Source organism: Mycobacterium sp. MOTT36Y, assembly GCF_000262165.1.
In the GTDB taxonomy this organism is placed as follows: Bacteria; Actinomycetota; Actinomycetes; order Mycobacteriales; family Mycobacteriaceae; genus Mycobacterium; species Mycobacterium intracellulare.
The window spans coordinates 4,257,640-4,271,018 of record NC_017904.1 but is presented as its reverse complement, the minus strand read 5'-3'; the positions used below and the strand labels follow the sequence as shown (position 1 = coordinate 4,271,018).

The 13,379-nt window shown below is 67.9% G+C and carries 15 protein-coding genes; all 15 read right to left on the bottom strand.

The features are described 5' to 3' along the window. Positions 1 to 5 precede the first annotated feature (5 nt). The 15 genes from nuoF to W7S_RS19310 all read right to left on the bottom strand — a co-directional run bounded on the left by nuoF (position 6) and on the right by W7S_RS19310 (position 13,371). Positions 6 to 1,346 (bottom strand): NADH-quinone oxidoreductase subunit NuoF, encoded by a 1,341-nt coding sequence (nuoF, locus tag W7S_RS19380; protein WP_009955121.1) that lies wholly within the window; start codon positions 1,344 to 1,346, stop codon positions 6 to 8. Then, positions 1,343 to 2,101 carry an NADH-quinone oxidoreductase subunit NuoE gene (gene nuoE, locus W7S_RS19375; protein ID WP_009955120.1) on the bottom strand — a complete coding sequence of 253 codons (759 nt, stop codon included), beginning with the start codon at positions 2,099 to 2,101 and terminating at the stop codon, positions 1,343 to 1,345. Before nuoE ends, nuoF begins: the two co-directional genes overlap by 4 nt. Next, entirely contained in the window at positions 2,098 to 3,423 is a 1,326-nt protein-coding gene (nuoD, locus tag W7S_RS19370) for an NADH dehydrogenase (quinone) subunit D (protein ID WP_014712167.1), read from the bottom strand. The genes nuoE and nuoD overlap by 4 nt, the downstream gene beginning before the upstream one ends. Further along, complete coding sequence (locus W7S_RS19365) at positions 3,423 to 4,130, bottom strand: NADH-quinone oxidoreductase subunit C (RefSeq protein ID WP_009955118.1); 708 nt, start codon at positions 4,128 to 4,130, stop codon at positions 3,423 to 3,425. Before W7S_RS19365 ends, nuoD begins: the two co-directional genes overlap by 1 nt. Further along, complete coding sequence (locus W7S_RS19360) at positions 4,127 to 4,681, bottom strand: NADH-quinone oxidoreductase subunit B family protein (RefSeq protein WP_008259437.1); 555 nt, start codon at positions 4,679 to 4,681, stop codon at positions 4,127 to 4,129. Before W7S_RS19360 ends, W7S_RS19365 begins: the two co-directional genes overlap by 4 nt. An 8-nt stretch (positions 4,682 to 4,689) precedes the next feature. Further along, positions 4,690 to 5,067 (bottom strand): NADH-quinone oxidoreductase subunit A, encoded by a 378-nt coding sequence (locus W7S_RS19355; RefSeq protein WP_008259436.1) that lies wholly within the window; start codon positions 5,065 to 5,067, stop codon positions 4,690 to 4,692. Positions 5,068 to 5,333: 266 nt separating this feature from the next. Further along, the gene (locus W7S_RS19350) at positions 5,334 to 5,747 is read right to left on the bottom strand and encodes a response regulator transcription factor (RefSeq protein WP_008259435.1); all 414 of its coding nucleotides are present in this window, start codon (positions 5,745 to 5,747) and stop codon (positions 5,334 to 5,336) included. A gap of 54 nt (positions 5,748 to 5,801) precedes the next feature. Next, a complete protein-coding gene (locus W7S_RS19345; protein WP_179300162.1) occupies positions 5,802 to 6,350 on the bottom strand; it encodes a YceI family protein in 549 nt (182 codons plus the stop codon). Between the two features lie 32 nt (positions 6,351 to 6,382). After that, positions 6,383 to 6,796, bottom strand: coding sequence for a nuclear transport factor 2 family protein (locus W7S_RS19340; protein ID WP_014712165.1), 414 nt, complete (start codon positions 6,794 to 6,796; stop codon positions 6,383 to 6,385). A gap of 11 nt (positions 6,797 to 6,807) precedes the next feature. Next, positions 6,808 to 8,196: a phosphotransferase family protein gene (locus W7S_RS19335; RefSeq protein ID WP_041297986.1), complete on the bottom strand. Its 1,389-nt coding sequence runs from the start codon at positions 8,194 to 8,196 to the stop codon at positions 6,808 to 6,810. Further along, entirely contained in the window at positions 8,193 to 9,431 is a 1,239-nt protein-coding gene (locus W7S_RS19330) for an acyl-CoA dehydrogenase family protein (protein ID WP_014712163.1), read from the bottom strand. Before W7S_RS19330 ends, W7S_RS19335 begins: the two co-directional genes overlap by 4 nt. A 10-nt stretch (positions 9,432 to 9,441) precedes the next feature. Further along, on the bottom strand, positions 9,442 to 10,065 hold the full coding sequence (locus W7S_RS19325; RefSeq protein WP_009955109.1) for a TetR/AcrR family transcriptional regulator: 624 nt from the start codon (positions 10,063 to 10,065) through the stop codon (positions 9,442 to 9,444). Further along, positions 10,065 to 10,976 (bottom strand): hydroxymethylglutaryl-CoA lyase, encoded by a 912-nt coding sequence (locus W7S_RS19320; RefSeq protein WP_014712162.1) that lies wholly within the window; start codon positions 10,974 to 10,976, stop codon positions 10,065 to 10,067. Before W7S_RS19320 ends, W7S_RS19325 begins: the two co-directional genes overlap by 1 nt. Further along, the gene (locus W7S_RS19315) at positions 10,973 to 12,178 is read right to left on the bottom strand and encodes a CaiB/BaiF CoA-transferase family protein (protein WP_014712161.1); all 1,206 of its coding nucleotides are present in this window, start codon (positions 12,176 to 12,178) and stop codon (positions 10,973 to 10,975) included. Before W7S_RS19315 ends, W7S_RS19320 begins: the two co-directional genes overlap by 4 nt. Beyond that, positions 12,175 to 13,371, bottom strand: coding sequence for an alpha/beta fold hydrolase (locus W7S_RS19310; protein ID WP_014712160.1), 1,197 nt, complete (start codon positions 13,369 to 13,371; stop codon positions 12,175 to 12,177). Before W7S_RS19310 ends, W7S_RS19315 begins: the two co-directional genes overlap by 4 nt. Positions 13,372 to 13,379: the final 8 nt, after the last annotated feature.

Genomic DNA, 13,379 nt, shown 5'->3' with positions numbered 1-13,379 from the left:
GCTCGTCATGCCTTTCCGTTCGGTATCAGCATGGAGTCTCGTGGGTCGAACGGGCATCCGCCGCCCTCGACATGGGCGACGTACTCGTCGCGGAAGTACTGGATCGACGACATGACGGGGCTGGCGGCGCCATCGCCCAAGGCGCAGAACGCTTTACCCAAGATGGAGTCGGAGATGTCCAGCAGTTTGTCGAGGTCCTCGTGGGTGCCGGTGCCGGCCTCCAGCCGCTCGTAGATCTTGTCCAGCCAGAAGGTGCCCTCGCGGCACGGCGTGCATTTGCCGCACGATTCGTGCTTGTAGAAGTACGTCCAGCGCTGCACCGCACGCACCACGCAGGTGGTTTCGTCGAAGATCTCCAGCGCCTTGGTGCCCAGCATCGAGCCGGCGCCGCCCACGCCCTCGTAGTCCAGCGGGACGTCGAGATGCTCGTCGGTCAGCAGCGGGGTCGACGAGCCGCCGGGCGTCCAGAACTTCAGCCGGTGGCCGGCCCGCACCCCGCCGGCGTAGGCGAGCAACTCCCGCAACGTGATTCCCAGCGGGGCCTCGTACTGTCCGGGGCGGGTGACGTGCCCGGACAGCGAATACAGCGTGAAGCCCGGGGATTTTTCGCTTCCCATCGAGCGGAACCAGTCCACGCCGTTGCCGATGATCGACGGCACGCTCGCGATGGTCTCGACGTTGTTGATCACCGTGGGGCAGCCGTACAGGCCGGCCACCGCGGGGAACGGCGGGCGCAGCCGCGGCTGGCCGCGTCGGCCTTCCAGCGAATCCAGCAGCGCGGTCTCCTCGCCGCAGATGTACGCGCCGGCGCCCGCGTGCACGACCAGCTCCAGATCGAATCCCGAGCCGTTGATGTCGCGGCCCAGGTACCCGGCGGCGTACGCCTCGGCCACCGCGTTCTGCAGGCGGCGCAGCACCGGCAGCACCTCGCCGCGCACATAGATGAACGCGTGGTTGGCCCGGATCGCGTAGGCGGCGATGATGACGCCCTCGACGAGGACGTGCGGTGTCGCCAGCATCAGCGGAATGTCTTTGCAGGTACCGGGTTCCGACTCGTCGGCGTTGACCACTAGGTAGTGCGGTTTGGCGGCCGCGCCGGTGTCGCCCTGCGGGATGAACGACCACTTGGTCCCGGTCGAGAAGCCCGCGCCGCCGCGCCCGCGCAGCCCGGAATCCTTCACCACCCCGATCACCGCGTCCGGCTCCATCGCCAGCGCCTTCTTCATCGCCTCGTAGCCACCGTGCCGGCGGTAGGTCTCAAGCGTCCAGGACTCGGGGTCGTCCCAGAAGCGGCTGAGCACCGGAGTGAGCGGCGTGGCGCCGGACGTCTCGGAAGTGGTTGTCATGGCTGGCCTTCCGGCGCGCCGGGCGCCTGCATGCCGTGTTCCTTGGCTACCTTCAGGCCGGCCAGGGTCGCCGCACCGGCGCCTCCCTGCCCCTGGTCGGGCCGCTCGTCGGGCAAGCCGGCCAGGATGCGCGACGTCTCCCGGAAGGCGCACAGCGGCGCGCCGCGGGTCGGGGCCTTCGGCTCACCGGAACGCAGCGAGTCGACGAGTTCGCGTGCCGATTCGCAAGTCTGGTTGTCGAAGAACTCCCAGTTGACCATCACCACGGGCGCGTAGTCGCAGGCGGCGTTGCATTCGATGTGTTGCAGGGTGACCGATCCGTCGGCGGTCGTCTCGTCGTTGCCGATGCCCAAATGTTCTTTCAGGGCATCGAAAATGGCGTCGCCGCCCATGACGGCGCACAGCGTGTTGGTGCAGACGCCTACCAGGTAGTCGCCGGTGGGGCCGCGGCGATACATCGTGTAAAAGCTCGCCACGGCGGACACCTCGGCTCCGCTGAGTCCCAGCTGCTCACCGCAGAACTCCAGGCCCGCCGGCGTCAGGTAGGAATCCTGCGCCTGCACCAGGTGCAGCAACGGCAGCAGCGCCGAGCGCTTCTCGGGGTAGCGGCCCATGATCTCCTTGGCGTCGACCTCCAGCCGGGCCCGCACCTCGGGCGGATACGACGTGGGCGCGCCCTCGACGACGAACGCGTTGGGCTCGTCCGGCGGCGGGCCGAGCCGCAGGAAGACCGGCTGTCCCTGTGGGCCGGTCACCGGTCCACCCCGCCCATGACCGGGTCGATGCTGGCGACCGAGGTGATCAGGTCGGCGACCAACCCGCCCTCGCACATCGCGGCGACCGACTGCAGGTTGGTGAAGGAGGGGTCTCGGTAATGCACTCGGTAGGGCCGGGTGCCGCCGTCGCTGACCATGTGCACGCCGAGCTCCCCGCGCGGCGACTCGACCGCGGTGTACACCTGGCCGGGCGGAACCCTGATGCCCTCGGTGACCAACTTGAAGTGGTGGATCAAGGCCTCCATCGAACCGCCCATGATCTTGGCGATGTGCTCCGGCGAGTTGCCCATGCCGTCGGGCCCCACCTTCAGGTCGGCCGGCCAGGCGATCTTGCGGTCGGAGACCATGGTCGGGCCGGGCTTCAACTTGTCCAGACACTGCTCGACGATCTTGATCGACTCCCACATCTCGTTGACACGAATCATGTAGCGCCCGTAAGCATCACACGTGTCTTCGGTGATTACGTCGAATTCGTAGTTTTCATATCCGCAGTACGGTTCGCTCTTGCGCAGATCGTGCGGCAGCCCGGTGGCACGCAGGATCGGCCCGGTGATGCCCAGCGCCATGCACCCGGTCAGGTCCAGGTAGCCGACGTCCTGGGTGCGGGCCTTCCAGATCGCGTTCTCGTTGAGCAGACCGCTCATCTCGCGCAGCACTTCCCGCAGCGGTTCGAGGGCCTCGGCGATCTCGGTCTGCGCGTTCGGCGGCAGGTCCTGGGCCACGCCGCCGGGCCGGATGTAGTTGCTGTTCATCCGCAAGCCGGTGATCGATTCGAACAGGGTCAGCACGATCTCGCGGCCCCGGAAACCGACGAACATCGGGGTCATGGCGCCCAGTTCCATGCCGCCGGTGGCCAAGGCCACCAGGTGCGACGAAATCCGGTTGAGCTCCATCATCAACACTCGGATGACGTCGACGCGCTCGGGTATCTGGTCGGTGATGCCGAGCAGCTTCTCCACGCCCAGGCAATAGGCGGTCTCGTTGAAAAACGGTGCGAGGTAATCCATCCGGGTCACGAAGGTGACACCCTGGGTCCAGTAGCGGTATTCGAGGTTCTTTTCGATGCCGGTGTGCAGGTACCCGATCCCGCAGCGGGCGTCGGTGACCGTCTCGCCCTCGATTTCCAGGATCAGCCGCAGCACCCCGTGCGTGGACGGGTGCTGGGGCCCCATGTTGACGACGATGCGTTCGCCGGGATCGGCGTTGCGGGCGGCTTCGACGACCTTGTCCCAGTCTTGGCCGCCGGCGACCACGAGTGTCTCGCCGGCGCCGTCGTGCGTCGATTCGGTGGTGGTGCTCATCAGTTGTACGCTCTCCGCTCGTCGGGCGGGGGTATCTGTGCGCCTTTGTATTCGACGGGAATTCCGCCGAGGGGGTAGTCCTTGCGCTGCGGATGTCCGTGCCAGTCGTCGGGCATTTCGATGCGGGTCAGCGACGGGTGACCGTCGAAGATGATGCCGAAGAAGTCGTAGGTCTCACGCTCGTGCCAGTCGGTGGTCGGATAGATGCCGAACAGCGACGGGATGTGCGGATCATCGTCGGGCGCAGACACTTCCAGGCGGACGCGGCGGTTGTGCGTGATCGATTGCAGCGGATAAACCGCGTGCAGTTCGCGGCCGGCCTCGTGCGGGTAGTGCACCCCGCTGACGCCCAGGCACATTTCGAAGCGCAGTTGCGGTTCGTCGCGAAGGCGCTGGGCGACCTGCGGCAGCGCCTCCCGGCGCACATGCAAGGTGAGCTCGTTGCGGTACACCACCACTTTTTCGATCGCGTCCGTGAATTCGACGCCACCCTTTTTCAGGGCCTCGGCCAGTCCGTCGACGAGCTCGTCGAAGTAGCCGCCGTAGGGCCGCGGGCTGCTGCCCGGAAGCAGGACTTCGCGCACCAGCCGGCCGTAGCCGGACGTGTCACCCGAGCCTTGGACGCCGAACATTCCGCGGCGCACGTCGATGACTTCTTCGTCGGCGCGGCCGATCGCCTCGTGAGGATCCTGATTCGGCGAACTCATCGGAGCAGTCCGCGCATCTCGATGGTGGGCCGGGCCGACAGCGCCGCCTGCTCGGCCTCGGCGATGGCGTCTTCCCGGTTGACGCCCAGCGGCATCTCCTGAATCTTCTCGTGCAGCTTCAGGATTGCGTACAGCAGCATCTCCGGCCGTGGCGGGCATCCGGGCAGGTAGATGTCCACCGGGACCACGTGATCCACGCCCTGGACGATCGCGTAGTTGTTGAACATTCCGCCCGACGACGCGCACACGCCCATGGCCAGCACCCATTTCGGCTCGGCCATCTGGTCGTAGATCTGCCGCAACACCGGTGCCATCTTCTGGCTGACCCGGCCGGCAACGATCATCAGATCGGCCTGCCGGGGGGTGGCCGAGAAGCGTTCCATGCCGAACCGCGCGATGTCGAATCTTGGCCCGGCGGTTGCCATCATCTCGATGGCGCAGCAGGCCAACCCGAATGTCGCCGGCCACAGCGAGTTCTTGCGGACATAGCCCGCCACCTTCTCGACCGTGGACAGCAGAATCCCGCCGGGCAGCTGTTCCTCAAGACCCACGTTTTACCTCAATCCCACGTCAGGCCGCCGCGGCGCCACACGTAGGCGTAGGCCACGAAGACCGTGAGCATGAACACGACCATTTCGACCAGAGCAAACGTGCCCAACGCGTCGTAGCTGACCGCCCACGGATACAGGAACACGATTTCGATGTCGAAGACGATGAATAGCATCGCGGTCAGGTAGTACTTGACCGGAAACCGCTGTCCTGCCGTCGCATGCGGCCCGCTCACCGAGGTCTCGGTGGGTTCGATCCCACACTCGTAGGCCGCCATCTTCGACTTGTTGAACCGTGACGGGCCCGCCAGGCTCGCGATCACCACCGAGCCCACGGCAAAGGCCGCGGCGATCGCACCGAGCACCAGGATGGGTATGTAGACGTTCAATTCGCTCCATGATCCGTCGTACGAGCCGCCTGCAGCGGCCAGGCGGTAACCGGGCTGCTGTGACGAACTGGGTCTGGAGCCCGTCACAGTGATCTTCAACATAGCGTCGCGGCGCGCGGTGCGCTTGCCCGGGGTGGGCGTTTTGCACTATTGGGGGGCCGCGCGCGTGCTGTGCTGCGCGAACTCGGACCGGCGCCGGTGGTCAGAACCGCCGCAGGGGGTCAGCGGAAGGCAAAAGCCGCGGCAACGCCGCGGCTAGGAGAAAGTCAGCGAACCGGGGTCCGCAGCAAATTGAGGACCGTGCGGCCCAGCAGGATGGGGTCGATGGGATGTGGCACCGCACCCTCGGCGCGCGACCAGGACGCCAGCCACGCGTCGTCGGGACGCCCGGTGAGCACCACCAGCGGCGGGCAGGTCTCGAGTTCGTCTTTGAGCTGTTTCGCGATTCCCATGCCGCCCGTCGGGGTGGCTTCGCCGTCCAGGATGGCCAAGTCGATGCCGCCCTCGTCCATCGTCCGCACCACCATCGGACCGGTCGCCACCTCGACATAGCTCAACTCGGGCAAATCCGGGTGCAGCTGCTTGCCGAGCGCGCGCATCACCCGTTCGCGGGTTTGGGCGTTGCTGCTGTAGACGAGGATCCGCAGGGCGACGCTGGATTGGGGGAGGCTGTCGGACACGGTGCAGATGCTACTGGGGTCGCTGCGGGTTTATCGCCGGTGCCCGCAGAAATCTCATCGCGATTCGCGCACGAAGATGGCTTCCGCCGCCGCGGTCACCGTCGGGCCGATCATGCCGAGCCGGTTCCAACCCAGGTCGAACCGGGCACGATCGAGCGTGGTCTCGCCGGCGACGCGGACCGAGCCGTCGTCGAGTTCGGAGATCGTGACGGGCAGCGGCAGCTCGGTGGTGATGCCCTTGACGGTGAAGTTGGTCCGAACGTCGGCGGCCCTGCCTTTGGGAGGGCCCTGAGTGGGGCGCAGCGCGGTGACGACGACGCCGATCTCGGGAAAGCGGTCCACGTCGAAGAAGTCCGCCGAGCGCAGGTGTTTGTCGCGGCGGCCGATCCCGGTGTCCAGCGAGGCGGCCCGGATGTCGACGCGCCCGAAAACCGCTCCCTTGCCGGTCAGTTGGCCGTCGCCGCTGAAGTCGGTGAAGCGGCCCTTGACGTTGACGAGCCCCCACATGTTGCGGACCTTGAACGTGATGGCCGAGCGATCCGGGACCAGGTTCCACCCGCCGGCGAGATCGGGATCGTGAAGCAGTGTCTCCAAAGTCGTCATCGTCACCCCCATGTCTGGTGGCGAATCTAGTCTCAATCCAGCAACGGCGCGATCCCGGCGGGATCGAAATACTCGTCGATGCGCTCGATCCGGCCGTCGGTGCCCACCCGGATCACGATGCACACGCACAGCGAGATCGATTGCCCCGCATGCCCGGTCGCGTGCAGGACGTGCTGCTGGACGAAGCCCTGAGCGGACCCGTCGTCGAAGAGCTGCCGGTCGAGAATTTCATAGCGGCGCTGCGTGGTCGCGCCGATGAACCACTCGATGACCCGCATCGCGCGGGCCTTGTCGTCCGTTTTGAGGGGGTCGCGGCGCGAGCCGACGCGCCATACCGCGATGTCGTCGCTCCACATCGCGCCGACCGCCGCGACATCGCCTCGCTCGATCGCCGTGAACAGGCGGTCGGCGGCCTCGATGACCGTTTCTGCGCGGGACGCGGGCATGGCGGTGGCTCCTATTCGCTGTCGTATCCGGGGTGGGCGACGGCGAGCCGGCGCCGTACCAGGGTGCGCAGGCAGGCCGTGACGTCGGCCGCCCGGTCGTCCATCTCGCCGGACCGGATCGCGGCGGCCAGCTGGTCCTCGTCGGCGACACCCAGGCCGGCCAGCGCCGCACGGGATTCGGCCTCGCTGTCGTCGAGCAGTTCGCGCTCGACGATGCGCAGGGCGTTGGCCGCCACCCTGGCGTGAAAGTTGACCTGGCCGTCGGTCGCCGCGCGCACGTCGGTCTCCAGGAATTCGGCCACCGCGGCCACGAGTTCGGCGGCCCGCGGGCGGCCGTACGCGCCGGTCATGGCTGCGCCCGGCCCCGATTGCCCGCCTCCTCCTCGCGCCGCCGCGGGGCGCGCGTCGTCGGCGGGCGCGAGCAGGTTGAGCAAGTCCCACTCGGTCTCGCAGACGCGGCGCCCGATGGTGGCCAGCTCGACCGAGCGGTGCTGACCGCTCAGATGCCGTTCCGCCTGGAATCGGCAGATGACACCCCAGCGCAGCGTGGCCAGCACCAGCCACCAGTGAAACGCCACCCGGTCGACGGTAGTCGCGCCGGCCTGCTCGTAGGCCCGCAGGAAGCTCTCGATGCTGCCGAGGCCGCCGGCGCCCAGGCTGGCCGGGGCGCCGAATCGCCAGGCCCGGATGCAGAACCACGCCAGGTCTTCGTACGCCTGGCCGACGTGCACCAGTTCCCAATCCAGCACGGCGGCAAGGTCGGATCCGTCGACGATGAGGTTGCCCATCCGGAAGTCGCCGTGCACCAGCACCGGCGGCGTCGGTTCGGGACGGTGGGCGGCCAGCCAGCGAAACCCCCATTCGAACGTGGCGGTGGTGTCGCCCATGTCGTCGAGGCGCCGGCGCCATTCGTCGAGCTGGTCCTCGTGTGCCAGGCCCGGGCCGTGTGGGTCGGCGCGGTGAATGGCGGCCGCCGCCTGCGCGCACTGCTGCAGCAATCGGGCGCGGCCGGCGTGCCCGTCACCGGAGTCGAGCCGGCGTTGGATGCGCCGCACGATGGTCTCGCCCTTGATCTCATCGCAGATCAGAAACGGATTACCCAGTGCCGCAGGCGAATCGTCGGCGATCAGGACGTGGGGGACCGGAGCGCCGGCGGCCGCGGCGGCGGCCTGGGACCGGGCCTCGAGTTCCATGCCGGCATGCACGTCGTCGGGTGGACCGGTGCGCAGGATCAGCGAGCGGCGTTGCGCGCCGGTCACGGCCTCGAACGCCCAGGTGGTTCTGCTGGCGCCGCCGGTCAGCGCGCGCAGGTTCTCGACCGCCGTGTCGGTGCCGATGGCCGACGTGAGCACGGCGGCCAGTTTGGCGGTCAGCTCGGCCGACTCGTCGTCGTGCATCATTTTCGGCCGAAGTTGAACAGCCGCTGCGCCACCCGGCGAATCTGGATCTCTTCGGCGCCCTCGGTGATCCGGTAACGACGGTGGTGTCGGTAGATGTGCTCGAACGGCTCGTGCCGGCTGTACCCGAGGCCGCCGAAGATCTGCATGGCGCGATCGGCGGCGTCGCAGACCAGGCGATTGGCGCGGTAATTCGCCATCGACACCTTGTCGGAGACCTCCATGTGGTGGTCGCGGTCCAGGTGCCAGGCGGCGTATTGGACCATCAGGCGCACCATCTGCGCTTCGGTCTGCAACTCGGCCAGCGGCCACTGCACCGCCTGGTTGACCGAGAGCGGCTTGCCGAACACCGTTCGGCCGCCGGCGTATTCGGCGGCGCGATCGATGCAGTATTGCGCGGCGCCCAGGCTGCTGGCCGCCTGCCGAATCCTGTTCTCGTGCAGGAAGGTTTGCGCCACCTCCAGGCCGCGATCCACCTCGCCGAGCACCGCGTCCGCGGGCACCCGAACGTCGGTCAGCTCGACCTCGCCGTGGTCGGTAGGCATGTTGAACGTCCACCAGTAGTAGGGAACGTCGAACCCCGGCGTATCGGTCGGCACCAGAAACGCGGTGATTCCGCGTGCGCCGCCGGGCTCCCCGGAGGTGCGGGCGAAGACCAGGTCGTGGGTGGCGCGGTGCACGCCGGTGTTGAACCGCTTGGAGCCGTTGATCACCCAGGCGTCGCCGTCACGTTCGGCGTGTGTTTCCAGCCAGGTGGCATCCGAGCCGTGCTTGGGCTCGGTCAGCCCGAACGCCATCGAACGTTCCCCGGTGATCAGCGCTTCCGACCACACCCGGCGTTGCTCGTCGGTGCCGAAGCGCTCCATCATGATCACCTGCGGGAAGTTCCCGACGATCGACGACTCGTTCTGCAGGTCGTTGTGCAGGCCAAGTCCCTTGCGCGCCAGGTGTTCCCGGATGACGGCCATGTCGACGTTGCTGCCGTCGCGGCCGCCGAGCGAAGCCGGCAGGCCGTAGCGCAGCCAGCCCGCCTTGTCGGCGCGCCTGCGCATCTCGGCGAGCAGGTCCTCCCACTCGCGGGTGGGAATGCCGTCGTTGTCCCAATCGGTGCGCGCGTGCTCGCGGCGCTGGTCGAAATACTGGATGTTCTCGCGTTCCAGCGGTTTGATCTCGGCCTCGATGAACTCGTCCATCTCGGCGAGCACACCCGGAAGGTGCTCGGGCAGCGTGAAATCCATGGTGTTCTCCTTATGCGCCGTACAGGGTTCTCTTCCAGATCGTCGACAGCGTGGCGATGGCGTCCTTGTCGCTGATCTTGATGCCCAGGTTGGAGGGACCGACGAACACGGTGGTGAAGTTCTCGAACAGCAGCGCGATGGCCGCCGCGGTGTGTTCGGGGTTCAATTCGGCGCCGTAGCCCTGCTCCTGGGCGCGGCGCACCGAGGCCGCCACGAGATCGATGCCCAATCGCCGGAATTCGTTCTGCACGGCGGCGAACCGGCGCTGGGTGGCGGCCAGCTGGGCCACCGCGATCATGATCCCGATGTTCTGCTTGAACATGTTCCAGTAGCCGGTGACCACGGAGGTGAAGAAGGCGTCGTCGTCGGGGGCGTCGGGCAGGTGAACGCTGGCCCCCGACGGGGTCACCACCTCGTGCAGGAACGATTTCGCCAGCGCCGCCAGCAGGTCTTCCTTGTCGGTGAAGTAGCGGTAGAACACCGCCGGCGATTTCCCGGCGGCCGACGTGATGTCGGCCACCGTGGTGCCGTGAAAGCCCCGTTCGGCGAACAGTTTACGGGCGGCCTGCTCGATGGCCTGCCTGGTTTGGCGGCCTTTGGCGGTCAGCTCGCGGGTTGCCTCCGGGGCGGACATCAATTCTGTATCCGGTCGCCGGCGCGCAGCAGGGAGCTCGGTAAATCGTGGCCCACCAACGACTTCGCCACGGCGGCCGCGGCGATGGCGGCTTGCAGGTCGACGTCGACGTCGATACCGCTGTCGCGCAGCAGATACACCAGGTCCTCGGTGGCGATGTTGCCCGTGGCGCCGGGGGCGAACGGGCAGCCGCCCAGCCCGCCGACCGAGGCGTCGAGCCGGGTCACCCCGGCGGTGACCGCGGCATAGGCGCTGGCCAGTCCGGAGCCGCGGGTGTTGTGGAAGTGGCCGCCCAGCGGCATGTCCCCGATGACCGGACGCAGTTGCGCGATCAGCGAACTCACGCGGCCCGGGGTGGTGGTGCCGATGGTGTCGGCGATCGACAGCCGGTCGGCGCCGCGCTCGCGTGCGGCCGCGGCGATGTCGAGCACCCGCTGCGGCGGGGTGGGGCCTTCGAACGGCGAATCCCACGCCGTGGCGATGACGACCTCGACGGTGACAGGGACGCCGGTGGGGCCGTCGTGCGCGATCGCGACGATCTCGTCGATCTGGTTGGTCGCCTCCGCGCTGGTGCGCCCGACGTTGGCCTTGCTGAAGGTGTCGTCGGCGGCCACCACGTACTCGATGGAGCGCAGCCCCGCCGCGACGGCCCGCCTGGCCCCGTTGGGGCTGGCGACCAGGGCGGAGAATTCGATGTCGGGGTAGTCGTGCAGGTGGGCGGCGAGCTCGGCGGCGTCGGCCATCGACGGCACCTTCGTCGGGGAGACGAACGCGGTGGCCTCCACCTCGCGGACGCCGGTGGCCGCCACCGCGGCCAGCAGTTCGAGCTTGGCCGACAACGGGATTGGCGCCTCGATCTGCAGGCCGTCGCGCAGTGCCACTTCCCGAATCTGGACATGCTGGGCGGTCATAGCACCTCCTGGGCCCGCAGCTCCTCGAGTTCCGCGGCGGTCTTGCCCAGCAACCCGACGTAGACGTCGTCGTTGTGTTCGCCCGGACGCGCCGGACCGGCGTTGCGCAGCCGGCCCGGAGATTCCGAGAGCACCGGAACGATGCCGGGTCCGAGGACATTGCGCTGCAACCGCTCGTCGTAGTGCTCGACCAGCATGTCGCGGGCCCGCAGCTGCGGGTCGTTGACGACCTCGGCGACCGTGTTGATGGGACCCGCGATCACCCCTGCGGCGGAAAGGGTTTCGATGATCTCGCCCGGCTGGCGTTCGGCCGCCCAGCTGCCGATGATGTTGTCGAGTTGGTCCTGGTTGCGGCCGCGCGCGACGTGCGTGGCGAACCGGTCGTCGGTGGCCAGCTCCGGGCGCCCCATGGCCTTGCACAGCCGCGCGAAGACGGTGTCCTGGTTGGCGGCGATCACCACCCACGAGCCGTCGGCGCTGCGGTAGATGTTGGACGGGGCGATGCCCTCGAGCCGGGTGCCCGACGGTCCGCGCACCACGCCGCCGACGTCGTAGTCGGGGATCGTGGATTCCTGGACGGCCAAACAGGATTCGGTGAGCGCGACGTCGACTACCTGGCCGCGCCCGGTCACGCCGCGGCGGTACAGCGCGGCCAGCGCTCCCTGGGCGCCGAACATGCCGGCCAGGCTGTCGCCGAGCGAGAGCGCCAGCCGGGGCGGTGGGCCGCCCGGGAAACCGTTGAGGTGTCGCAGTCCGCTGGCCGCCTCGGCGACCGACGCGTAACCGGCCTTGGACGCGTCGGGTCCGGTCTGTCCGTAACCGGACACGCGCACCAGGATGATGCCGGGGTTGCGCTCGGACAGCACGTCGTAGCCCAGGTTCCACTTCTCCAGGGTGCCCGGGCGGAAGTTCTCCACCACGATGTCGGATTTCTCGACGAGCTCGCAGAATAGTTCGCGGCCCTGGGGGTGGCGCAGGTCGAGGGTGATGGCTCGTTTGTTGCGGGCGTGCACCGTCCAGAAGACGTGCTGCCCGTCGACTTCGGCCTGGCCCCAGGTGCGCAACGGGTCCGGGGCCTTGGGTAGTTCCACCTTGATGACGTCGGCGCCCATGTCGCCCAGCAGCCGCCCGGCGAACGGGCCGGCGATCAGGGTGCCCAGTTCGAGCACCCGGACGCCGTCCAGCGGACCAGTGGGAATCACTCGGCGCTCGCGAAGTCGTGCCGGACCAGCCAGTTCGTGACGATGGTGACCGCCGTGCGCAGCGCGTCGCGCTGGTCGGGTCCCGCGTAATAGTGTGTGGCGCCGGGGATTTCGTGTATCTCCTTGTCCGGGTGTCCGATCGCTTCGAAAAGCCGCCGGGTGTGGCTGGGTGTGCACGCGTCGTCGGCCAGGTTACCGATCACCAGCGCCGGGATCGCGATGTCTGGGCCGCAGGACACCGCGTCGCCGCGGGCGTCGTCGTAACTCCACTGCGAGAGCCAGCCGCGCAACGTCGAGAACCGGGCCAACCCGACGGGGCTCATGTTCACCACTTGAGGATCCCCCAGGTAGCACGTCCCAGGGGCGCGTTCGTTGGGATCGACGGTCGGGTCCAGCCATCGCGGGTCGGCCATGGTGCCGTGCACGACGAACCCGAACTCGTCGTCCGGCCGGCCGGCGGCCTTCAGCTCGGCCAACTTGTCTTTGACCCACGCCGTGATGCGGCGGTTGCGGTCGACCTGCGCCTGCCGGTACCGGGCCAGGAATTCTTGGCTGTAGGGCGGCTGGTTGGGGTTGTCCGGGTTGTACAGGTCCAGCTCGGGATCGCGCTTGGTGGGGTCGGATTCGTCGAGGATCGACGCGTCCAGCCATTCGGTCAGCGTGCCGTGCCGGCTGATGTGCGCGGCCAGCAGCATGATGCCGTCGGCGGCGGGCAGGTCGAGTTTGGTCAGGTCGGGGCCGTCACCGGTCGGACTGGAGGTGATCGTCGGATTCTGCGCCTGCTGCTGGTAGAACACCGACAGCGAACCTCCGCCACTCCACCCGGCCAGCACCACCTTGGAGTAGCCCAGCCGTTTCTTGGCGTCCTTGATGCACTCGCCGAGGTCCTCGACCACCTTCTCCATCAGCAGCGCCGAGTCGGTGCCGCGGAAGCGGCTGTTGCAGTAGATGACGTGATGACCGGCGCGGGCCAGGGCATTGATCATCGGCAGGTAGGCGCCACCGCCGATCGGGTGCATGAACACCAGCACGGTGTCCGACGGATTGTCCCTGGGCTTGAGCAGGTAGCTTTCCAGCACGGTGATCTCGGCCAGGCCGCCGTAGACGTCCCGGACACCGGAATTGTTCTGGAAGGCAACGAGATAGGGGATGCGATCGTACTCGTGCTTCTTGGGTTTCACGGCGTGCGTCATTAGCGCCG